Below are 21615 nucleotides of genomic sequence, written 5' to 3' on the forward strand. Positions count from 1 at the left end.
AGCGGATCAGTTGAGTTCGGGACGGGCAAAGCGCCGGTTTTCCAGCACCGGCAGCACCCGGCGGGCATAGGCAACGCGCTCAGGATCGAGATCGGCAAACAGCAGCGCCGGCGATTCCGCCGCATTCGCCACCGCTACGCCCAGCGGATCGACCACCAGACTGTTGCCGATATTGCGCGGGCCACACTCCCCCACCGCTACCATATAGCAGGTGTTCTCCAGCGCACGGGCGCGGGTCAGCAGTTCCCAGTGCATCTCTTTCAGCGGACCTTTAACCCAGGCGGCAGGCAGCACCAGCACCTCTGCACCATCCAGCACCAGCCGACGCGCCAGCTCCGGGAAGCGCACGTCATAGCAGGTCATTAATCCGACTTTCATACCCGCGACCTCAATCAGCGGCGGAATGACGTGGCCGGGATTGACCCGCTGCGACTCCTGCATCGCAAAGGCATCGTACAGATGCAGCTTTTCATAGGCGGCGATGATCTCACCGTTGCGGATCGCTACCAGTACGTTGAGCGCTTTTTGCTCGCCGGTGGGAACATGCACGCTCATCATGGTGGTCAGCGCAGTGTGCTTGCTGGCGGCCAGCAGCTGGCTCAGAAAAGGGCCATCCAGCGGTTGCGCCGCCTTCAGCACTAAATCGGGGTCGGCTATATCACGTGCCAGCACCCCTTCCGGCAGTACCAGCAGATCGGCGCCACCTTCTGCCGCCCGCTGCATTAAGTCCAGACAGATACTGGCGTTCTCCTGCCATTCGCGGTTCACCGCAAATTGTCCCAGTGCCACTTTCATCATTTCTCTTCTCCCGCAGCGGCCGGAAACATTGCTTCCGGCGTTAGTACCTGGTGAGTCAGCCCTTGCTCATAGAGCTCGCGACCAAAGTCCGCAATCATCTTTCTGTTAACGCTAAAACCATTCTGATTCCAGTCAGCGGGCAATTCCTGCGCAGTGCGTCGCAAATCGTCCAGCAGCCACGGCGTGGTGTCGGCATATTTCTCTCTTTTCTGCATCCACAGCCGGTAAGAGCGATCGATGACCTCACTTAACGCCGCTGGCAGCCACGGATGCGCCGCCGCCAGTGCCGGTTTCAACGCCAGAATGTGGATGCCCGGCACATAGCCGACACGATTAAAGTAGTCCCGCTCCGCCTGATAAAAATCGGTCTGCAACTGACGTAATCCCGAACCCGGCAGGAAAAAGCCCTCCGGCATAAATGGCGTGAAGATGGCATCCAGCTCACCCGCCTGCAGCATCTCTATCAGCGGTCGCTCGTCGGGCGCCGGTTCAATGCGGCCCGGACGGCCAAATCCCGCCAGCCGATCGACAATCGGATGATCGGCCGTAAGACGACCGGCATACCAGAACACATCATCGATTTCGACGCCCGCTTCACGCAGCACCGTGCGTGTCCAGGTATTGCCCGAATCCTGCCAGCCGGTGACGCCGATTCTCTTATCTTTCAGCTGCGCAGGCGTGGTGATGGAGCTGTTGCTGGTGGTGATAATGCAGCGCTGGCGGAAGCCGCGCATCAGGAAGTGCGGCAGGCCAAGCAGTGTTTCGTCTCCTCTGGCACGGCCCTGAGCATAGCGGCTGAAAGAGACTTCGCCCGCGTCATAGTCGGGGCTGGTCGCCAGATCATTCACCAGCGTGCCGACGCGGTCGATCTGCAGTTCAAAACCTTCTGGTCTGATATCGCCCAGCGCCAGCGGGGTGAAGTAGTCCCAGTCGCGTACCGCCAGTCTGATGAGTAGCCTTGCCATGATCTCTCCGTTTACGCTGCACCGTCGGGACGGGGCTTAAAATAGTGCTTGAATTTGATACTAGATCCGGAATACTTACCTGAACAATCATTAATTTGTTACTGAACAAAGTATTTTCTTATGACAGAGAGCGTCGACCTCAACTGGTTTTGCAGCCAGATAAAATCGCCTTCGGTGAAAGGCATTGCCCAGGCAGCCTCCGCGCTGATTCGTGACGGACAGATCGCGACAGGTATGCAGATGCCTGCGGTGCGGGAGATAGCGGAGCAGCTGGGTGTCAGCCCGGCAACCGTTTCTGCTGCCTGGGCGCAACTCAGAAAGCAGAAAGTGCTGGCGGGCAAGGGGCGCAGTGGTGTCTGGGTCAGTAGTAATACGGTGATGCCGCGTCCGATTCGCTTTGAGAAGATCGGCAACTACGGCGATAACATCCGCGCCGATCTGACCCTCGCCGCACCCGACCCCGCCCTGCTGCCTGACCTGCAACGTGCGCTGCAGGCGGCCCTGCACTCACCGCAGCTCAACAGCTACACCCGTGAGGCGATTTCCGCGCCGCTGCATAGGGCGATCGCGCCGCGCTGGCCCTATGCAGCAGAGGCGTTTCTGGCGACAGATGGCGGTTTTGACGCAATGAATCTGCTGGTGCAAACCCTGGTCTCGCCGGGTGACCGCGTGATTATTGAAGATCCAACCGCGACCCGGCTGCTCGATATACTGGATAACGTCGGCGCAGAGATTCTGCCGCTGGCGTGTGATGATCAAGGGCCGCTGCCTGAGGTTCTGTCTCTCCTGCTGGAGCAGGCACCGGTAATGTTGATCTATCAGCCCCGCACCCACTCGGCCACCGGGAACAGCATCAGCCCGGCGCGACGTCAGGCAATGGCGCAGGTTCTGCAACAGAGCAACACACTGATCGTTGAGGATGATGGTATTGGCGATCTCTCTGCGGAGGCGAGCTGGAGCCTGGGTTCAATCTTTCCTGAACGCACGCTGCACGTCCGTTCGTTTTCCAAAGCCTATGGACCGGATCTGCGGCTGGCAGTGCTCTCTGCCACCTCGGAAATGGTCAGGCGCATTCAGTCATGGCGAAATTTTGGCGTCAGCTGGACCAGCCGCATTCTGCAGGATGCGGTGGCGTGGCTGCTGGAGGATGAGGAAACGCAACAACAGATCGCCACCGCACGCGCGACCTACCGGCAACGGCGTGAAGCATTGCTCGCGGCGCTGGCACAGCGTGGGCTTGATTTGCCGCTTCGCGACGGATTAAGCCTCTATATTCCGGTGACTTCAGAGCAGTTTGCCATGATTACGCTGGCTGCCCGCGGTATTGCGGTCGTGCCAGGCGAGCGCTGTCGGCTTGGCCCTACCCAATTTATTCGCGTCAGTATCGCCAGCCTCAGGGATGAACAGCGGGAGATGATTGCCGGGGCGCTGGTCATCGCCAGCGGACGGGAATTTAACTCGCTTGCAGATCTTTGATGAGATAACAGGGAGATTCAACATAGCCTTCACGGGCGTAGAACTGATTCGCCTTAAGACGTGACTGATGGCAATGGACTTCCATACGATCGCAGCCACGACGAGTCGCCAGCATTTCGGCATGCTGAATCAGCTGCTGGCCGACGCCTTTACTGCGCTCACCTTCTGCAATGCAGAAATAGCTGATGCGGGCGAAATCACCGGCCAGCGCCAGCTGAGGAATAAAGTGCAGGGAAAGAAAACCCAGCACCTGACTGCCATGCTCAGCCACCAACAGCGCTTCACTGGGATCGCTGCATAACTGCGCCAGGCGCTGTTCAATAAAGCTCTCAGTGCCGCCGTAGCCTAACTCGCTCAGTAATGCACTCAACGCAAAACTGTCTTTCAATTCTGCCTGACGTATGTTCATCCTGCCTCCTCACTCACCGGGTTCTGTCGCACAGTTATATAGCGTCGCAAGCCAAAAAGCTGCATCTCAGGTTGTTATAAATATGTTACGGTTATTTAGTGTGAACCGCCGCGCAGTTTGTGCGGCAAGCCGCCGATAGTGAGGGTACGACAGAGGGGATGAAGCGCAGATTACAGCCATAAAAAAACCCGCCATAAGGCGGGTTTTTAGAATTCTGACTGTTAACTTACAGACTGATAACGTTAGCAGCAGATGGGCCTTTAGCGCCGTCGGTGATTTCAAACTCTACGCGCTGACCTTCAGCCAGAGTTTTGAAGCCGTTGCTCTGGATTGCAGAGAAATGTACGAATACATCTTTGCTGCCATCTTCAGGAGTAATGAAACCGAATCCTTTAGATTCATTAAACCACTTAACGTTACCTTTGATCTTAGACATCTATATTACCTTTACATGAAAAATGGACACTAAACTGTGTCGGGGTCTAGTACAGCAATTGCTGAGGGATTTGTCCAGCATGATTTGATGAAAAAGTGATAAATATCGACATTCTGTACATCCATCACACTTTCCTGCTTTTCGACTTGCGAAACATCGCTCAACGCGTATCAGACGCAGATCGGGTATCGGTCCCTAACCTGCTGGAAACGAAACCCTTTTTAATTTTAAGCGGTTACGTTACTGACGTTAAAAAGAAAAATCTGATTAAGATATATTCCTGTTCTTAATGACGTTTACGCCGCTAAAAGGGCATTTTTTTCTATCATCCGGACGGTAAGTCCCTTCACCTTAAACATGTTTTTCTGCTTTTTCAGGCCACCGCCCTGGCAGCGGCTATTTTTTATACGACAAATCTTAAATTCACTGGCGCAGATCTCGCTCCTTCTCCAAAAAAAATGAGCTGGCAATGCCATTATCATCAGTCATAGCAGGCTATTCGCGGATATTTTAGCCAACAGTAAAGAAACACTGATCAGGATCAATGAAGTGCTTTTTAGTAGTTAAGTTCGCATTTGGCAACAAACAATCACAAGCATAAGAAACTACTTTTCTTATCGCAGTCTGAAATAATATTGCCTCGTAATAGATAAGGTCCGCTTAACCGGTCCGGCACGGGCATCCGTAAATGCTGAGTAAAAGGAGGGTGAGACACAGGATGGTGATGAAGATACGTTGCGGTCAATGTGGAAGCGCCCGATTCGTTTTTACTGATTACCGCGAGGATCAGCGAAACTTTCATGGTGCCTGCTGCGCATACTGTAAGAAACCTCTGGGCTCACAGGATCTGCTGCCCAATACGCCGATGGATCCCATTACACACACTCTGTTGGCCAGCAAGAATACATTTCGGGCACCTGATTAGGTGCCCGCTGTTGCTGAAGCGTTAACAGATATCAGAAAATCAGTTTGAACACCCCTGTAAGGGTCAGTAAGCCCACGATAAAAATGATCGCGATAATCCACAGAATAATTTTCATTTCCTTTCCCCTCACCAATTAAACACTTTTCCTGTAAGCAGTATAGACAGGAAAAAGCGCCCTGCCGCTTCACTTACGGCTCAACTGGTCATAAGTTCATCAACCCTGAGCTTTATTTAAATTCTGAGATAACGATCGCAACACCGCTTTTTAACGGCTCTCTTTCTTCGTTTTACAGAACACTCCTGGCTAAAATTTATGCGGCAAGGCAGGCCTCAATAGTGATGAGATTTAAAATGAGTCGCGAGGAGATCTTATGAGCACGATTAATACCAGCATGGGCCGCTACAGCCTCAAGGCAAAAAACAGCGGTAACCACATCAAAGGGACTTTCGCCATCAACGATGAAGGCGGCACGCAGCTCTCTCTGCAGGAGTTTGACGAGCACTACCTTGATGATGTGGTGAATAACGTTATCTACCCGGTTACCGGTGGCAACCGTGACATTGCACACGCGCTGCGGGAACAGATGGTGAAAGCCGGTTTTGAACCGCCTCATTAACGTGGCAGATTCAGACTGAATCTTCTCTGTCAGGCCGCATTTTGCGGCCTTTTTTATGCTGTCTGTCCCGCACATCCCGCCTTTCCGGCTTAACCGGCAACAAGGGCAGCAAGCACGACGGGATGTTCAAAGTCCAAAAAAGCAGCGGGAGAGACGCGAAAGCAGAGAGCCGCTGGCAGGCTTGCCAGCGGCCAGAGGTTAAATCGCCCAGGAGAGCAGCAGGCAACCCACCAGACCACAGACCGAAATAATGGTTTCCAGCGCCGACCAGGAGCGGATGGTTTCGCCAATCGTCAGGTTGAAATACTCTTTGAACAGCCAGAAGCCCGGGTCGTTAACGTGCGAGAAGATCACGCTGCCGGACCCTACGGCGATGACCATCAGTTCCGGGCTGGCACCGCTGGTGACAATCAGCGGTGCCACAATTCCCCCGGCGGTAATGGCCGCTACCGTGGCAGACCCCAGAGCAATACGCAGCACCGCGGCAATCGACCAGGCCATAAAGATTGGCGACAGCTGAGTAGAATGCATCATGCTGGCAATATATTTATCCACGCCGCTGTCCACCAGCACCTGTTTAAAGGCACCGCCACCGCCGATGATCAACAACATCATGGCGATGATTTTGATCGAGTCGGTCAGGGTATCCATGACCTGTTCCATCGTGCGGCCGCGATTTAGTCCAAAGGTGAAGATTGCAATCAGCACCGCAATCAGTGTCGCCATCACCGGGTCGCCAAAGAACTCCGCATAGGGCAGCAGCACATGGCCTTTAGGCAGCAGCATCTCCGCCACCGCACGCAGTGCCATGAGCACCACAGGTACCAGTGCCGTCCAGACGCTGACGCCAAACCCAGGCATTTCCGCCTCGGTAAAGGTTTTCGGGTTATAGAGACCCTCAGGAATCGGTTTGTCGATGCCTTTCAGGAAGCGGGCATAGACCGGACCCGCCAGAATCACCGTAGGAATACCCAGCAGCGTACCAAACAGCAGCGTTTTACCCATGTCAGCGTTAAACAGCGTCGCGATTGCGGTCGGGCCAGGATGCGGCGGAAGAAAGCCGTGCGTCACTGACAGGGCAGCCGCCATCGGCACCCCGACATAGAGCAGCGGCACACGTGCCGACGCCGCCACGCTGAACACCAGCGGCAGCATCAGTACAAAGCCGACTTCATAGAACAGCGCAAATCCGACGATAAAACCGGTCAGCACCAGCGCCCACTGAATATGCTTAGTACCGAATTTTTCAATCAGGGTGGTGGCAATACGCTGCGCACCGCCGCAGTCGGCCAGCAATTTACCGAGCATGGCACCAAAGCCCATGATCAGCGCCAGGCTGCCCAGTGTGCCACCCACGCCCGCTTTGATTGAGGTAATCACTTTATTAACCGGCATGCCCTGCATCACACCGACCGCCAGCGCCACCAGGATCAGCGCGATAAATCCATTAAGCTTAAAGCGAATCATCAGCAGCAGCAGTAACGCGACGCCAATCGCCACATAGAGTAATGGCATAGCTTTTCTCCACCTTGTGCACTGAACATCATTCAGTGTCGATTTATTATCATGATCCCCTGAGGGCTACAAAACAGTGCGCTGTAAGATGTTTACACATCCCGACAAACGCTGTTACCGATAACATGTTAAGGGTAACATCAGCAGGAAAGCACCACCCCGCCGGGGGTGAATTTCTGTTTTGCGAAGGTGATCAACTTTTTGCCAATGCGTTATCAGAAAGTTTGCCGGTCCCGGCGTCCTGCTTTTCGTTACACTCAGATTTTAGCGAAATGTAAAAAGGATGCGCTGGTGAGTGAGAACCTGAGTGAGCTGTACAGTAATCAACGAACCCTCTTTGGCCGGGGCAGCCTGGATAAACTGGTGCCGCTGCTGGCCGTCCGGCCACAGCCTACCCTGCTGTTTTGTGGACAATCTTTTCTGCAGGGCGCGGCCTATGCCCGTTTAAAAGCCGGACTCAACGATCACATTATCGGCTATGAAATTGTCAGCCATGAAGCCTCACCCGCCGAGATTGATGGCTGGGTTGCGCGCTGGCGCGGTCATGTCGATCGGGTCGTAGCGATTGGCGGCGGGAGCGTACTGGATGCGGCGAAAGCATTTAGCGCGATGGTACAACACCCGTTGCCAACCGCCCGCTATCTGGAAAAAGTGGGTGACACCGCGGTTCAGCCCATCACGTTGCCGCTGATCGCTATCCCGACCACCGCCGGTACCGGCAGTGAAGTGACGCAAAATGCGGTAGTGACTGACCAGCGTGACATTCAGATAAAAGCGTCACTGCGCCACCCGGTCTTTGTGCCGGAAGTGGCAATTCTCGATGCCGATCTGCTGAAAGGTGCGCCTGACCGGGTGCTGGCGACCTGCGGTATTGATGCGTTTACCCACCTGTTCGAAGCGTATCTCTCCGGCAAAGGCAACCTCTTTACCCGCCAGCTGGCGCTGACCGGCCTGCGTCAGTTTGTTCAGGCATGGCCTGCACTTAATCGCGAGGATGCTGCTGGCGACGCGGCACGGGAAGCGATGATGATGGCGTCGTGGCTGGGGGGTGTCAGTCTCAGCAGTGCGGGTCTGGGGGTGATCCACGGTATTGCGGGGGAACTGGGCGCGATAAAGCCGTTCCATCACGGTGAAGTGTGCGGACGTCTGCTGTTTCCGTTCCTGGATCTGTTGTCCGACAGCGAACAGCCACTGCAGCGTAAGCTGATGGCGGAACTGCACCCGCAGCTCTTCAGCGAAACCACGGACTCACCGGCGCAGTTTCTGAAACAGTGGCTGCAGCAGCAGGCGATCACCCCATTCTGGCAGGATGGCCCTTCACTGAGCCGCGCCGAGGTGGAGTGGATTCTGGCGCGAGCCAACAGCAAAAATTCGCTGGTGAATTACAGCCGCGAACAGATGCAGATGATGATCGCGCAGGCCTGGGAAATCACGGCGTGATCAGGAGCCGCGTTGCCCGCATTCGCTGACCAGGCACAACCGGGCCTGCCAGCCTCGCCCGGCTTTGCTGCTCCTCAGCGCTATCCTGTTGCACCCGCTCTCTGAGCCAGGCGGCTGGCTGAATCACGGCGCTAACCGCCCTGGCTTAATCGCAGCGCCAGACGGCTAAGCCTGCGTGGCGCTAAAAGGCCCCTCACCTGCCAGCATCTGCTCAATCACCTGCAGCACGCCCTGCTCGTTGTTAGAAGGCGCGGCATAGCGTGCCGCCTGTTTCACCCGCTGTGGCGCGTTGTCCATGGCAAAACTGAAGCCAGACTGTCTGAGCATCTCCAGATCGTTACCGCCATCACCAAAGGCCAGCACCTGGTCGTGCGCGATCCCCCAGCGTTGTGCCAGCAGATCCAGACCGTGCGCTTTATGATTCCCCGGCACGATCAAATCCACCGAGCCGTGACCGCTTGAGGTCGCTGCCACTCGCCCCTGATGCAGACGTTCAATATCCGCCATCAGTGGCTCGATATAGTCATCAGAGAGATTCAGCGCGAACTTAAACAGCCGGTCATGCTGCACCTCATCCAGATGATGAATCGGCTTCAGCCGGTGACAGTAATGGCGCATCTTCTTCAGCCAGTTCTCTTCCATGCCGTCGAAGTACCAGGCGCTCTCCCGGCCACACAGCAGGTAACGCAGACCCGGATAGTCGCCGTTTTGCAGGGTATCGATCACCGCGTCAACATCGCGGCGTTCAAAGGCACCGCAAAACAGTTCCTCATCACGATCGATAATCCATGCGCCGTTTTCGGCTACAAAGGCGATATCGCTGGCGATCTCCGGGAAGAAGGATTTGAGCTGGTAATACTGATTGCCGCTGGCCACCACAAATTTGATGTCACGGGCGGTGAGTTGCTGATAGCAGTCGAGAAAGCGGGATCGATTGTACTGCTTGTTATCGTCCAGAAAGGTGCCATCCATATCTACTGCAACCATCTTAACCGTCGTCATCATGACTCCTTACACAGGGAATTTTCAGCGTGGAGTGTCAGGATAGCCGCTGGCGCAGCAAAACGGAAAGAAAGAGGGATGGCCGCAGCCATCCCCTGGGGATCAGTTCAGCGCGCTGTTCAGCACCAGCGCGGTAATTACCCCGGTTGCGGCAGCAATCAGCACATAGTTGCCGTCGATGTTTGCCCAGTGATAACCGCGCGGCGGTTCACGCAGACCGCGTTCATGCCAGTCGGCTACGCGGTAATGGTCGCCGCGGTACGCCTGCGGGACAGGATGCCCGCGACGGAAGTCGTGCCCCTGCCAGGCGAAATGGTCGCGGTCATTACGTGCCTCTCTGCCCCGACCATTATTGTCCTGATCCGGGCGATGATTGACGCTGTCATGACGGTTGTTGCCGCGCTCCTGATTCTGGTCAGAACCGCGACTGTCAGCACGATGGTCACCGTTCTGATGCGGCACAGGCATGCGGTGCGCGTCATCACGATCGTCTGCCCGTGAGGCCTGAGAAAAGAGTGTGCTGCATGTCAAAAGTGAAGCGATAAGCGTTAATGTTGTTTTTTTCATGATACTGCCTCCGAAAATAACGGCTGTTCAGGCACCGTTGATCGGCATCATGGCAATAATCGTGGCGGGAGACATCTGTAAAAGTCTTAAAATCCGGTAACTTACACACTATTACGCTTGCTTAGCGATTTCTTAACACAGGACATGCGATGACAACGTTGCTGACGCAATCCAGATATTCAGTGGGCAGCCTGCGCTGACTGAAAATCATGCTCTGGTTGACGGATGATGTCCGGTGAAAAGTCAGGATGCTGAAACGCACCCTGACAGTTTTGCGGTTATGGCGTGCTGAGGATCAATGGCGCATCCGGTAACCCGGTAAAGTGCGTCACGATATGGTGGTAATCAGCCGTCGGGTCCAGATCGCGGAACACTTCCGGATAGAGATCTTTTGCCAGAATTTCCATGCCGATAATGTTGTAAGGGTGATTATAAAAATGGTGATAAACGCCATACACCCGTTTCTGTTTCACCGGTTCGATCTGCTCCAGACCGGTGCGGCTCTGCAGGCGGTTAAAGGTGGCGGTTACGTCGGTCTGACTGGCACCGTAACCAAACGGCAGCACGTTACTGTTCGGGCGTTTGGAGCCGGTCATGATATAGACGTCCGGCTTCATGGCGATAATCTTCTCCAGCGACACAAATCCAGAGCTGCCGGGCAGCAGTGCAGAACCGATATTCTTGCCACCGACCGCTTCCACCAGCGCGCCCCAGCCGTTATGACCGTGGGTAAAGCAGCAGTTGTCGCTGTTACCGGCAATCGGTTCAATAAACACGGTTGGCTTGTGCTGCACCTGCGCAATCTTCTGCTGAAGCATCTGCCAGCGCTGCTGGTAAAAATCGGCGTAGGCTTTCGCCTCGGCTTCGCGATTCAGAACGGTGCCCAGCACTTTCACGCTCTTCAGGGTGTTCTCTTTCGGATGGAGTTCATCATCGAGGAAAAGCACCGGGATATGGAGATTTTTCAGGGTGGCGAGCACGCCTGACTGCGTCAGGGCCGGTTTGGCACGCAGCTGCGCAATCATCAGATCGGGCTGCTTCGCCAGCACGCTCTCCAGATTGACCTGCCCCTGATCGTTAAAGCCCATATCAACAATCGATGCCGCCTGCGGCCAGCGCTGCTTCAGCAGCTCCCAGGTCTGGGTATCCTGCTTTTTCGGCAGGTTGTTCCAGGCAACGACACGCTGAAACGGGTTCTGGCGATCCAGTAATGCCAGCGCCATCACGTCACGCCCATCCTGTAAAATCACATGCTGCGGCTCTTTTTGCAGCGTAATTTTCTGACCATCCATATCGGTCACCGTGACCGGATAGGTGGTAGCCGCACAGGCGGTTGACAGTAAAAGTGTGGTGGCAGCAATTATCCCGATTTTCATTTTTCTCCTGTCCTTTTAGGGAATAATAATTATTCGCGTTAACTCTATCATGCTGATAAGTACCAAATGTAACTATTGCTAACCAGATGCGTCTGAGAGAAGGCGTTAACGACGTGACTGCGGGCTTAAATCACGGGGCGATATTGCTGAATGCGTGGAGGTGCACGGAGAGAATGGCGTATGGCGGGCGCATCCCAGGGGAATTGAGATGCGCCTGTTGCGCTAAGTGTTACTTCACCAGCGAATAGAAGATTGCGGAGATGGCTATCAGTCCGATCAGTACCACAAACAGGTTGCTGATGTGACCGCTGTACTTGCGCATCGCGGGGACCTTCTGGATAGCGTACATCGGCATCAGGAACAGAATCATCGCAATGACCGGCCCGCCAAGCGTCTCAATCATGCCGAGAATATTGGGGTCCAGCGTCGCCACCAGCCAGGTCGTCAGCAGCATAAAGAGTGCGGTCAGGCGATTCAGTCTGGCGGGCGCGATGGTTTTGCCGCGACTGCGCAGCGCCTTATTAACCATGCCGTTAAATCCTTCGCGCGCGCCAAGATAGTGACCGAGAAACGATTTCGTGATCGCCACAATGGCAATCAGCGGTCCCAGCCAGGCGATCATCGGCACCTTAAAATGGTTCGCCAGATAGGAAAGAATGGTGATGTTCTGCGACTTGGCGGCGTGTAAATCTTCAGGCGACAGGCTCAGCACGCAGCTGAAGACAAAGAACATCACCGTCACCACCATCATCAGGTGCGAGCAGGCCAGAATGCGCGAACACTTTTTCTCTGCGGCATCGCCATACTCTTCCCGCTTTGCCAGCGCGAATGAGGAGATGATCGGCGAGTGATTAAACGAGAAGACCATCACCGGAATCGCCAGCCACAGCGTCATCCACAGGCTGCTGCCCGCGGGCTGAACGTTCAGGGTCGAAAGCACAGCGCCGTGCCAGTGCGGGATCAGATAGCAGGCCATCAGCATCAGCACCGCCACAAAGGGATAAACCAGCACGCTCATCGCTTTGACAATCATCTTCTCGCCGAAACGCACAATGGTCATCAGTCCGACAATCAGCAGCAGCGACAGCAGCACACGCGGTGGCGGCACCAGGCCGAGCTGATTCACCATCAGGCTCTCAACCGTATTGGTGATCGCTACGCTGTACATCAACAGAATCGGGTAGATAGCGAAGAAATAGAGCAGCGTAATCAGCTTGCCCGCACCAACGCCAAAATGCTCCTCGACCACCTCGGTGATATCCCCGGCCGGATTTTTACCGGAGAGAACGAATCGGGTCAGGGCACGGTGTGCAAAAAAGGTCAGCGGAAACGCCAGTATCGCCATGATAATCAGTGGGATCAGCCCGCCGACGCCGGCATTGATAGGCAGGAACAGCACACCCGCCCCAATCGCCGTGCCGTATAAACCCAGCATCCACATGGTGTCGGTTTTGCGCCATCCCGTATCGACGTCACTCTCAAGCGCGCCCAGCGTGCCAGTTTGCGTGGTTTTCATCAGATTTTCCGTTTTAAAAGCCGCCAGTAACCTGAGCCGTCAGGCAGGCAAATGTCCGCCCCACTCTCCGCCTCAGCTGCAACCGGATCAGTCAACGTGATGCTGATCCGCCCGTGCATAGGTAATCGATTGCGTGCGCCACTTTTTACACTACATGACGATAAAAGTTCAAGCCGTGCAGATAAACACGCATGAATTGCTGAAAAAACCGTCAGGTTGTGCAAAGTGGCTGCGCGGCGATCATGCCATCTTTGTGGCGATTTTACCGCCCCTAAAAAGGTGATCCCTGTAACGGTTCAGCGCAACGGGCTACGCTTAAACAGATTCTGTCGCGATCATGCCGACAGGTGCACAGGAGAAGAGAATGAAAATTGCCTGTCTCGGATGGGGATCGTTAATCTGGAAAGCTGACGCACTGCCGGTGGCCAGTCAGTGGCATCATGATGGTCCTGAGCTACCGATTGAGTTTGTGCGCATCGCTGACGGCGGTGAGCTGTCGACCGCGATCTGCCTTAATGCCAGCCCGGTGCCGGTGTACTGGGCCTGGCTGAATACCGCCTCACTTGAGAGCGCCTGCCGCGCATTGCGCCTGCGTGAGGCCATTCCGGAGAGCCGCATCGATGGCATCGGAATGATGACGGTGACAGCGACCTCCGCAGGGCCACTGGCTGAGTGGGCTAAGACCAAAGGCATAGAAGGTCTGATCTGGACCGCTTTGCCTGCCCGCATGGCGGGTGTCGAAGGCCAGATCCCGACGCTGGACGACGCGCGGCACTATCTGCAGCAGCTCACCGGTGAAACGCGTGAGCATGCCTGGCACTACATCAAACAGGTTCCGGCACAAATCGACACGGTTTATCGTCGTGCGTTTGCCGACCTCGCTCTCTGGCAACCCGACACCCGAGCCGTAACGGTCGCCACAGCGCAGGTGCAGCCGCCCTGTCAGCCCGGCTGAAACTGGCCAGCCTGCCCCACCGCTCTGCTTACTTCTCAAAGGATTACTACACTTCTGACAGGTTTCGATTTCAGGTTTCCTGAGTCTTTCCCGTGCGTGGCCATGCCTCCTGGTCTGGCCGCCGTCCCTAATCATCAGGAGATGAACAGATGAAAGCATTAACTTATCACGGCCCCCATAAAGTCAGCGTCGATAACGTGCCCGATCCCGGTCTGGAAGCCGCAGATGACATTATTCTGCGCGTGACCGCCACCGCCATTTGCGGTTCAGACCTGCACCTTTACCGCGGCAAAATCCCCGGTACCGGGCACGGAGATATCTTTGGTCACGAGTTTATGGGTGAAGTGGTTGAGGCAGGCAGCGCAGTGACCGCCGTGGCCAAAGGCGATCGGGTGGTGATCCCGTTTGTTATCGCCTGTGGCGACTGTTTTTTCTGCCTGATGAGCCAGTATGCTGCCTGTGAAAATACCAACAGCGGACGGGGTGCCATCCTGAACCGGAAGAACATCACGCCGCCCGCGGCCCTGTTTGGTTTCAGCAAACTCTATGGCGGTGTGCCCGGTGGACAGGCGGAATATGTCCGGGTGCCGAAAGCCAATACCGGCCCGTTTAAAGTGCCGTCGGTGCTGTCGGATGAGAAAGTGCTGTTCCTGTCAGACATTCTGCCCACCGCGTGGCAGGCGGTGAAAAACGCCGAGGTGAAACCCGGCTCCAGCCTGGCGATTTTCGGTGCCGGACCAGTTGGCCTGCTCAGTGCCGCCTGCGCCCGACAGCAGGGTGCCGAACAGATCTATATGATTGACCACAACAACTACCGCTTAAACTTTGCCCGCGAGCGCTACGGTGTTATCCCGATTAACTTCGATGAGATCGATGACCCGGCCGGCTGGATTATCGAACACAGCACCGGCAATCGCGGTGTGGATGCGGTGATTGATGCAGTAGGATTCGAGGCAAAAGGCAGCATGACCGAAACCGTGCTCACCAATCTCAAACTGGAAGGCAGCAGCGGTAAAGCATTGCGGCAGTGTATTGCCGCAGTGCGGCGTGGTGGTATCGTCAGCGTGCCGGGCGTCTACGCCGGATTCATTCATGGCTTCCTGTTTGGTGACGCCTTTGACAAAGGACTGACCTTTAAGATGGGACAGACCCACGTACACGCCTATCTGCCCGATCTGCTGAAGCTGATCGAACAGGGCCATCTGACGCCGGAAGAGATTGTGACCCACCATCTGCCGCTGGAAGATGCTGCGCGTGGCTACGATATTTTCGCCAAACGCGAAGAGGAGTGCCGCAAGGTGATTCTGGTGCCGGGCATGGCAGCGACCCAGGCCACAATATAATTTCACAACGGGTCTGAAACACTTAACCCTGGCTCCCCGGCCGTTCTCCGCCGGGGATCTCATCTCAGAACGGCTTGCGCTGCAGGCTGCTTCGCCACTCCCGCCTCTCCAGCAGATGTTCATCCGGCGAATCCGCCGTATCCACCTGACTGCCCTGCTCCAGCACTCGCGCACTGCGTGAATGGGGATGACTTTCGCTGATCACCTGTTGTGAAAACGCGCCAAACGATAGCAGCAAAAACAGTAATGCACTGGCCAGCCTCACTTTCATACGCACACCTCTTTGGTAATGGTGCCGCTATGCTGCCCGAAGGGTTTTCATTTTCTGTCAGTAACAGGCAAAGTTTTGTGGTAAGCGGGAACAAACTGCGACGGGTTTAACCGCGGTTCAGGATAGCCAGTCAGCCCGGCATCATAAGTTTCCCGGCTAACCGTCCGTTTTCTTTCAGGAGAATGCTATTGAACCTCAATCAGTTTGATCAGCCGGTGGGTGAGGCTCTGCCCGACTGGCAACCGGTCAACAGGCCACCCTGTATGCCACTCACGGGTCAGCACTGCCTTCTCCTGCCGCTGAGCATCGATCATGCAGAACCGCTATTGCAGGCATTTATGCTCGCACCGGATGATCGCGACTGGACCTGGCTGAGCGCGGAGCGGCCCGCCTCTCTGCCGCAGATGCAGCGCTGGATTGCGGATAAAGTGGCAGATGCAGCCCTGGTGTCCTTCACGGTCTGCTCGCCAAATCAGCAGCCCTGCGGTGTGGTCTGCTTCGCCAGCATTGAGCCCGGACACGGCACGCTTGAAATCGGCCACGTCACCTGGTCGCCGCTGATGCAGCGCAGTGTCATCGGCAGCGAGGCGATTTATCTGCTGCTGCAACAGGCTTTTTCGCTCGGCTATCGGCGGGTGGCGTGGCGCTGTGATTCAACCAATATCGCATCACGACGCGCGGCAGAACGGCTGGGGTTCCGCTTTGAGGGCCGTTTTCGTCAGGTAATGACGCGTAAACAACGTAATCGCGATACCGACTGGCTATCAATTATTGACCGTGAATGGCCGGATGTTCAGCGCGCCCTGAGTGCCTGGCTGAGTGCGGATAATTTCGCTGCCGGTGGGCAGCAAAAGCGCCCGCTCAGTGCCTGCTTCGCCGACGTTAACCCGGCTGATGCAAACGCGACAAGTCCTGAACACGGAGCGGATGCTGGCGACTAATGCAGCCGACGCACGGTCAGTGCCGCGGACCAGCGCTGTCGCTGACAGCGCGGGCAGACTGCCTGCTGCTCAGCCTCAATGATCTGCGTCTGGCCGCAATGGGTGCAGGCATAGAGCGCGCTGACCGGTACAGTGCTGTAATCCTGCCGATGCTCGGGCGGCAGTACGCTTAACCCGGCGCGCATCTCATCGTCATCGTAGAAGTAGAGGCTGAGCTGACCATCAACCTCCACCAGCGCCAGCCGGATCTGCCCCAGATGCTCCACACCACTCTGGCGCAACTCCATATAAAACTCATCTTCGGAAATATTCAGTCGATCCAGACTCTCCAGCACATACAATCCCTCTTTAATCAGGGTAATCACGTCGCCCTGAATAAACCGTGAAAAACGCGGGCTGTGCGCCGTCAGCCAGGTCGTGAAGCGGTAGAGCGCCAGCAGGACTACAAACACCATAATGACCGGCAGCACCGGCACATCATCGTAAAATGTCACATCACCAGACGCGGAACCCAGCGTCAGGATCACCACCAGCTCGAACAGCGACAGCTGGCGCACACCGCGTCGTCCTGAGATTTTCAGAAAGGTGAACACCACCAGATAGGCGATCATGACCCGTACCACCACCTCAAACAAAAAGGTGGCCGGTTGATCGTTAAGTAAGAAACGGTGCCAGTCGAATGAGAACATAGTCTGTAAAACATCCTGTTTTAGGGGGCGCGCATCGTCGCATCACCCGTTGATGACCCGCAGATTCAGGCCAGTGATAAGTAAATCTTGTCGCCAGCCCGCTAAAAGGCAAGCGAAGCTGTAACGCGAAAGCAGGCGAGTCTGACCTCTCTGCATGTTGAGGAAAAGGTTAACAAAGCTGAAAATGGCGCTGACTCTGTTCACGCTGCGCTTAGCGAGTCATTTGCAAAACCGCAGGTTAAAACTTCCTGTTTATGGCTGGATAAATTTTACCGCTGCGCTTTTTTCTTTTTACTTCAATAAATTGCGAAGCAAACCTTACTGCCTATACTTTCCAGTAAGGCTTCCGTAAACCCCGTTAACATCCAGAGAAGCCAGCCTTTTTCTGCCGATAGCGTCACTGGTCTGTACCTGCTATCTCACTCGTCCACACCGCGACAGGCCCTGATGCCTGCAACTCAGTGTCTGTGGCTTATGGCATGGATCGCCCGTCCGTTCAGAGTGGTCAGATCGATCAGTCTGCAATGCATACCCTAACGCCCTGACCCGTTTCACGACGGCTCGTCAGCGGGAAGCGTGTTGCTTTTTTTCGGGAGATGCCATGACGCCCTTTTCCAGTTTCTGGCAGGCCGGCTACGAAGGTGCCGATCATATCAATCCTGCCGGCCTTGCGCTGTCGATGAACGATCTTAACCAGCATCAGGCGCGTGCAGCAGAGGATTATGCCGCGCTGGCCCCCTTTTCCATTCGCACAGTGCGCGAAAGCGTCGGCTGGCGGTTATGTGAGCACGATGGCCGCTATGACTTCTCGACGGTCGCGGCCCGGATGCAGGCCGCAGAGCAGCAGGGCATTCAGCTGAGCTGGACAATCTGCCACTACGGCTGGCCCGCTGGCGTCAGCCTGTTTGACCACGACTTTGTCAGCCGTTTCGCCGCCTTCTGTGGCGCACTGGCCCGCTTCCTGGCCCCCTGGTATCAGCAGGCGCCGGTCTACTCTCCGATGAATGAGATCTCCTTTGTCAGCTGGGGTATCTCGGTAGGGCTGTTCACCTGTGAGGCGATCGCTGAGGCGGATCGGGCGGATGCCGCCAAGCAGCAGCTGGTGCGCGCTACGCTGGCAGCCTGTGATGCCATCTGGCTGGCCGATCCGCGAGCCCGTCTGCTGCACTGTGATCCACTGATCCATATCGTGCCCGATCCCGCCGATCCGGCCAGCGACGTGCTGGCACGTGAGATGTGTGACACCCAGTATCAGGCATGGGACATGCTGAGCGGCAGGCGCAACCCGGAACTGGGGGGCGCCCCACGCTATCTCGATCTGATTGGCGTGAATTACTACCACGACAATCAGTGGGAGCAGGGATCAAACCGGCGGCTTTACTGGCATCTGGGCGACAGCCGACGCCTGCCGCTGCATCGGATGCTGCAACAGGTCTGGCAGCGCTATCAGCGGCCACTGCTGCTGGCGGAAACCAGCCACGTCGGCAGCGGACGCGGAAGCTGGATCCTTGAGATCGCCGCGCAGGTTGCGCAGGCGCAACTGGCAGGCGTTGAGCTGCACGGCATCTGCCTCTATCCGATCCTCGATCGTCCCTTATGGGAGGAGACGACTTTCTGGACCCGCAGCGGTTTGTGGGATCTCGATCTGCTGGGGGCCGATCCCTATGCCCGCCAGCTACAGCAGCCTTATGCCGACGCATTACGTCAGGCGCAGCGCTTTTTGCAGCACATCCACTCCTCAAAACACCCCTGTCAGGAGCACCCTATGAAACCACCTGTTCTCATTGTTTTCAGCCATTTACGCTGGGGATTTGTTTTTCAGCGTCCGCAGCAGCTACTGACAAGACTGGCACAGCACTATCGCGTGCTGTTTGTCGAAGAGCCGGTCTGGCAGGCGGGGCCACAGGGCCTGCATCAGAGCTCGCCTGCCGCTAACATCACGGTGATCCAGCCGCATACCGACAGCGACGCGCCTGGTTTCCACGACAGCCAGATCGCCCCGCTACTGCTGTTGCTGACGCCGCTGCTGGAGGAAGATGAACAGCCGCTGATCTGGTTCTATACGCCGATGGCGCTGCCGTTGCTGACCCCTTTTAATCCGTCACTGGTGATTTACGACTGCATGGATGAGCTTTCCGCTTTTCAGAATGCACCGCGCCAGCTACAGCAGCGCGAATCCGCGCTGATGACCCGCGCCGATCTGGTCTTTACCGGCGGCACCAGCCTCTATGAAGCGAAACGTGACAAACATCCTCAGGTTTACTGCTTTCCCAGCAGCGTTGATGCTATCCACTTTGAGCAGGCGCGCGATCGCAGCAATCGTCATCCGATGCAGGATGCGATTCCGGCACAGCGTCTTGGCTATTACGGCGTGCTGGATGAGCGCATAGACCTGCCGCTGATTGCGGCGCTGGCGGACAGCCACCCCGAATGGCAGATCATTATGGTTGGCCCGGTGGTAAAAATTGATCCCGCCAGCCTGCCGCAGCGCGACAATATTCACTGGCTCGGACAGCAGCCCTATCAGGCGCTGCCGCAGTTTCTGGCAGGCTGGGATGTCTGTCTGATGCCGTTTGCCATCAATGCCTCGACGCGCTACATCTCACCGACCAAGGTGCTGGAGTATATGGCGGCGCAGCTGCCGATTGTCAGTACCGCGATTATTGACGTAGCGCGGCATTACGCAGAGGAAGTGGCGGTGGCAGAGAGCCACGCTGAATTTATTGCCGCCTGTGAACAGGCGATGGCGATCGGTGCCGCAGAACGGCTGGCGCTGGCGGGACGGATGCAGGCAAAGGTCGACGCCACCTCATGGGATCGCACCGCTGAACAGATTCATGGACTGATCCAGCAGGCGCTGACGCAACGTCAGCCCGCACTAAGTTCGGTCAGCCAGGGCAGCGCACAGGCGAATATCACGCCGTTAACCCCATTGATGCTGGAGAGTGAAGCCGTGCCCTGCCTGATTATCGGAGCCGGGCCAACCGGGCTGAGCGCCGGTTATCATTACGGCGAAGGCGCGGTGCTGCTGGAGAAAAATAGCACCCCTGGCGGCTGGTGCCGCTCAATTGACGATCAGGGTTTTACCTTCGACTATGCCGGTCACATTATGTTCTCGCAGGATCCCTACGTGTTACAGCTGTATGAGATGTTGCTGGGCGACAACCTGCACTGGCAGACGCGTGAAGCCTGGGTCTACAGCGACGGCGTTTATACCCGCTATCCTTTCCAGTCCGCGCTGCACGGCTTGCCGGTCGAGGTGGTAAAAGAGTGCGTGCTGGGCGCTATCGAGGCGCGTTATGGTGAAACGGCCGCCGCCGCTGTCCCATTGGACCGTGCACGGGCGCGGCGGGACTGCTGTGCGGATGGCGCGATCCCCGATGAGGGCAGCAGCACAGGCGTGGTGGAAGGCGAAGAGGATTTCCAGCACTTTATTATGCGCACCTGGGGTAAAGGCATCGCGCGTCACTTCGCCCTGCCCTACAACCAGAAACTGTGGAAGGTGCCGCTGACCGACATGGAAACCTCGTGGCTGGGCGGACGCGTGCCGCTGCCCGACCTGGCGCAGATCATTGATGGCGCGCTGCAACCGCTGGCGAAGCCGGTTGGCCCCAACGCCCGTTTCGGCTATCCGCTGCGCGGTGGTTTCCAGGCCCTGATGTCCGGCTTTTTGCCGCACCTGAAATGTACGCTGGAAACGGATGCCACCCTGACCCGCCTCTACCCGCAGGCGCACGTCGCGCTGCTGGCGGATGGTCGCCACTACCGTTATGAGCAATTAATCAGCACCATGCCGCTGCCGGAGCTGATTAAACTGATGGGCGACGAGGTGCCGGAGAGTGTGCAACGGGCGGCGCAGCAGCTGCAGTTTGTCTCGGTGCGCTGCGTGAATCTGGGGATTGGCCGCGCTGACCTGACCGAAAAGCACTGGATTTACTATCCTGGCGATACGCTGTTTCACCGCATCTTTGTGCAGGGCAATGCGAGTCCGCACTGCAACCCGCCGGGCGGTTTCGGCTTAACCTGCGAAATCACCTATAACGCGGCCAATCCGCTGTCGCTGGCGGGGGATGCGCTGATTGAGCGCTGCCGTCAGGATTGCATCAGAGTTGGCATGATCACCGCGGACGATCCGCTGCTCTGCGCCTCAGAGGTGGATATGCCCTACGCCTACGTGGTCTATGACCATGCGCGCAGCGCTAACGTGGCGCTGATCCGCCAGTGGCTGCTGACCCAGGACATTCATCTGTCAGGCCGCTACAGCGAGTGGGAATATTACAACTCGGATCACGCCTTCCTTGCCGGTAAACGCGCCGCCGAAAATGTCCGGCTGCAGCATGTCAGCGAGCGGACGCTCGGCTGACCCGGCGCAGT

The 21615-nt window shown here is 56.5% G+C and carries 18 protein-coding genes; 7 read left to right on the forward strand and 11 right to left on the reverse strand.

The genetic code is table 11. From position 1 onward, the window contains the following. Window positions 1–6: 6 nt before the first annotated feature. Both ACR8BN_RS13865 and ACR8BN_RS13870 read right to left on the reverse strand, forming a co-directional pair. Window positions 7–795 carry a deaminated glutathione amidase gene (locus tag ACR8BN_RS13865; RefSeq protein ID WP_031593219.1) on the reverse strand — a complete coding sequence of 263 codons (789 nt, stop codon included), beginning with the start codon at window positions 793–795 and terminating at the stop codon, window positions 7–9. Beyond that, window positions 795–1763 (reverse strand): nitrate ABC transporter substrate-binding protein, encoded by a 969-nt coding sequence (locus ACR8BN_RS13870; RefSeq protein ID WP_434747029.1) that lies wholly within the window; start codon window positions 1761–1763, stop codon window positions 795–797. The genes ACR8BN_RS13865 and ACR8BN_RS13870 overlap by 1 nt, the downstream gene beginning before the upstream one ends. 120 nt (window positions 1764–1883) lie before the next feature. On the opposite strand from ACR8BN_RS13870, the gene ACR8BN_RS13875 reads away from it, so the two are divergent. Next, window positions 1884–3239 (forward strand): PLP-dependent aminotransferase family protein, encoded by a 1356-nt coding sequence (locus ACR8BN_RS13875; RefSeq protein WP_069025934.1) that lies wholly within the window; start codon window positions 1884–1886, stop codon window positions 3237–3239. Here ACR8BN_RS13875 and ACR8BN_RS13880 read toward each other — a convergent pair. Together ACR8BN_RS13880 and cspE are read right to left on the reverse strand one after the other, a co-directional pair. Continuing rightward, a complete protein-coding gene (locus ACR8BN_RS13880) occupies window positions 3217–3648 on the reverse strand; it encodes a GNAT family N-acetyltransferase (protein ID WP_187515242.1) in 432 nt (143 codons plus the stop codon). The genes ACR8BN_RS13875 and ACR8BN_RS13880 overlap by 23 nt on opposite strands. A 226-nt stretch (window positions 3649–3874) precedes the next feature. Further along, entirely contained in the window at window positions 3875–4084 is a 210-nt protein-coding gene (gene cspE, locus ACR8BN_RS13885) for a transcription antiterminator/RNA stability regulator CspE (protein ID WP_006118399.1), read from the reverse strand. Window positions 4085–5380: 1296 nt separating this feature from the next. On the opposite strand from cspE, the gene ACR8BN_RS13890 reads away from it, so the two are divergent. Beyond that, window positions 5381–5626, forward strand: a complete 246-nt coding sequence (locus ACR8BN_RS13890) for a hypothetical protein (RefSeq protein ID WP_010258994.1) — start codon at window positions 5381–5383, stop codon at window positions 5624–5626. Window positions 5627–5824: 198 nt separating this feature from the next. Here ACR8BN_RS13890 and gntT read toward each other — a convergent pair whose 3' ends face one another. Then, on the reverse strand, window positions 5825–7141 hold the full coding sequence (gene gntT, locus ACR8BN_RS13895; protein ID WP_010258995.1) for a gluconate transporter: 1317 nt from the start codon (window positions 7139–7141) through the stop codon (window positions 5825–5827). A gap of 291 nt (window positions 7142–7432) precedes the next feature. On the opposite strand from gntT, the gene ACR8BN_RS13900 reads away from it, so the two are divergent. Further along, window positions 7433–8581, forward strand: coding sequence for an iron-containing alcohol dehydrogenase (locus ACR8BN_RS13900; RefSeq protein ID WP_434747030.1), 1149 nt, complete (start codon window positions 7433–7435; stop codon window positions 8579–8581). Window positions 8582–8746: 165 nt separating this feature from the next. On the opposite strand, the gene ACR8BN_RS13905 is transcribed toward ACR8BN_RS13900, so the two are convergent. From ACR8BN_RS13905 to ACR8BN_RS13920, 4 genes are all read right to left on the reverse strand, one after another. Next, window positions 8747–9583: a Cof-type HAD-IIB family hydrolase gene (locus tag ACR8BN_RS13905; protein WP_033756869.1), complete on the reverse strand. Its 837-nt coding sequence runs from the start codon at window positions 9581–9583 to the stop codon at window positions 8747–8749. A 102-nt stretch (window positions 9584–9685) separates the two neighbouring features. Next, window positions 9686–10150, reverse strand: coding sequence for an RcnB family protein (locus tag ACR8BN_RS13910; RefSeq protein ID WP_031593229.1), 465 nt, complete (start codon window positions 10148–10150; stop codon window positions 9686–9688). 278 nt (window positions 10151–10428) lie between these two features. Further along, window positions 10429–11526, reverse strand: coding sequence for an ABC transporter substrate-binding protein (locus ACR8BN_RS13915; protein ID WP_434747031.1), 1098 nt, complete (start codon window positions 11524–11526; stop codon window positions 10429–10431). 229 nt (window positions 11527–11755) lie between these two features. Continuing rightward, window positions 11756–13042: an HAAAP family serine/threonine permease gene (locus tag ACR8BN_RS13920; RefSeq protein ID WP_191938337.1), complete on the reverse strand. Its 1287-nt coding sequence runs from the start codon at window positions 13040–13042 to the stop codon at window positions 11756–11758. Window positions 13043–13406: 364 nt separating this feature from the next. Here ACR8BN_RS13920 and ACR8BN_RS13925 point away from each other — a divergent pair, with 364 nt between their 5' ends. Further along, on the forward strand, window positions 13407–13997 hold the full coding sequence (locus tag ACR8BN_RS13925; protein ID WP_083068726.1) for a hypothetical protein: 591 nt from the start codon (window positions 13407–13409) through the stop codon (window positions 13995–13997). Between the two features lie 149 nt (window positions 13998–14146). Then, window positions 14147–15340: a zinc-dependent alcohol dehydrogenase gene (locus ACR8BN_RS13930; protein WP_010259005.1), complete on the forward strand. Its 1194-nt coding sequence runs from the start codon at window positions 14147–14149 to the stop codon at window positions 15338–15340. Between the two features lie 64 nt (window positions 15341–15404). On the opposite strand, the gene ACR8BN_RS13935 is transcribed toward ACR8BN_RS13930, so the two are convergent. Beyond that, complete coding sequence (locus ACR8BN_RS13935) at window positions 15405–15611, reverse strand: hypothetical protein (protein ID WP_031593233.1); 207 nt, start codon at window positions 15609–15611, stop codon at window positions 15405–15407. 188 nt (window positions 15612–15799) lie between these two features. Here ACR8BN_RS13935 and ACR8BN_RS13940 point away from each other — a divergent pair, with 188 nt between their 5' ends. Then, window positions 15800–16552: a GNAT family N-acetyltransferase gene (locus tag ACR8BN_RS13940; protein WP_064704631.1), complete on the forward strand. Its 753-nt coding sequence runs from the start codon at window positions 15800–15802 to the stop codon at window positions 16550–16552. On the opposite strand, the gene ACR8BN_RS13945 is transcribed toward ACR8BN_RS13940, so the two are convergent. Next, entirely contained in the window at window positions 16549–17241 is a 693-nt protein-coding gene (locus ACR8BN_RS13945; protein WP_039391253.1) for a DUF421 domain-containing protein, read from the reverse strand. The genes ACR8BN_RS13940 and ACR8BN_RS13945 overlap by 4 nt on opposite strands. A 601-nt stretch (window positions 17242–17842) precedes the next feature. Here ACR8BN_RS13945 and ACR8BN_RS13950 point away from each other — a divergent pair. Beyond that, complete coding sequence (locus ACR8BN_RS13950) at window positions 17843–21604, forward strand: NAD(P)-binding protein (RefSeq protein WP_434747032.1); 3762 nt, start codon at window positions 17843–17845, stop codon at window positions 21602–21604. The last annotated feature ends 11 nt before the right edge of the window (window positions 21605–21615 follow it).

This window comes from Pantoea sp. Lu_F5_004, from assembly GCF_051136245.1.
Lineage (GTDB): Bacteria > Pseudomonadota > Gammaproteobacteria > Enterobacterales > Enterobacteriaceae > Pantoea > Pantoea agglomerans.

What these genes read in the sequence shown, in the direction of transcription:
- ACR8BN_RS13935 (WP_031593233.1), bottom strand. Translation starts at nt 15,611, where the DNA reads ATGAAAGTGAGGCTGGCCAGTGCATTACTGTTTTTGCTGCTATCGTTT.
- ACR8BN_RS13875 (WP_069025934.1), top strand. Translation starts at nt 1,884, where the DNA reads ATGACAGAGAGCGTCGACCTCAACTGGTTTTGCAGCCAGATAAAATCG.
- ACR8BN_RS13920 (WP_191938337.1), bottom strand. Translation starts at nt 13,042, where the DNA reads ATGAAAACCACGCAAACTGGCACGCTGGGCGCGCTTGAGAGTGACGTC.
- cspE (WP_006118399.1), bottom strand. Translation starts at nt 4,084, where the DNA reads ATGTCTAAGATCAAAGGTAACGTTAAGTGGTTTAATGAATCTAAAGGA.
- ACR8BN_RS13945 (WP_039391253.1), bottom strand. Translation starts at nt 17,241, where the DNA reads ATGTTCTCATTCGACTGGCACCGTTTCTTACTTAACGATCAACCGGCC.
- ACR8BN_RS13925 (WP_083068726.1), top strand. Translation starts at nt 13,407, where the DNA reads ATGAAAATTGCCTGTCTCGGATGGGGATCGTTAATCTGGAAAGCTGAC.
- ACR8BN_RS13950 (WP_434747032.1), top strand. Translation starts at nt 17,843, where the DNA reads ATGACGCCCTTTTCCAGTTTCTGGCAGGCCGGCTACGAAGGTGCCGAT.
- ACR8BN_RS13870 (WP_434747029.1), bottom strand. Translation starts at nt 1,763, where the DNA reads ATGGCAAGGCTACTCATCAGACTGGCGGTACGCGACTGGGACTACTTC.
- ACR8BN_RS13890 (WP_010258994.1), top strand. Translation starts at nt 5,381, where the DNA reads ATGAGCACGATTAATACCAGCATGGGCCGCTACAGCCTCAAGGCAAAA.
- ACR8BN_RS13905 (WP_033756869.1), bottom strand. Translation starts at nt 9,583, where the DNA reads ATGACGACGGTTAAGATGGTTGCAGTAGATATGGATGGCACCTTTCTG.
- ACR8BN_RS13865 (WP_031593219.1), bottom strand. Translation starts at nt 795, where the DNA reads ATGAAAGTGGCACTGGGACAATTTGCGGTGAACCGCGAATGGCAGGAG.
- ACR8BN_RS13880 (WP_187515242.1), bottom strand. Translation starts at nt 3,648, where the DNA reads ATGAACATACGTCAGGCAGAATTGAAAGACAGTTTTGCGTTGAGTGCA.
- gntT (WP_010258995.1), bottom strand. Translation starts at nt 7,141, where the DNA reads ATGCCATTACTCTATGTGGCGATTGGCGTCGCGTTACTGCTGCTGCTG.
- ACR8BN_RS13910 (WP_031593229.1), bottom strand. Translation starts at nt 10,150, where the DNA reads ATGAAAAAAACAACATTAACGCTTATCGCTTCACTTTTGACATGCAGC.
- ACR8BN_RS13930 (WP_010259005.1), top strand. Translation starts at nt 14,147, where the DNA reads ATGAAAGCATTAACTTATCACGGCCCCCATAAAGTCAGCGTCGATAAC.
- ACR8BN_RS13915 (WP_434747031.1), bottom strand. Translation starts at nt 11,526, where the DNA reads ATGAAAATCGGGATAATTGCTGCCACCACACTTTTACTGTCAACCGCC.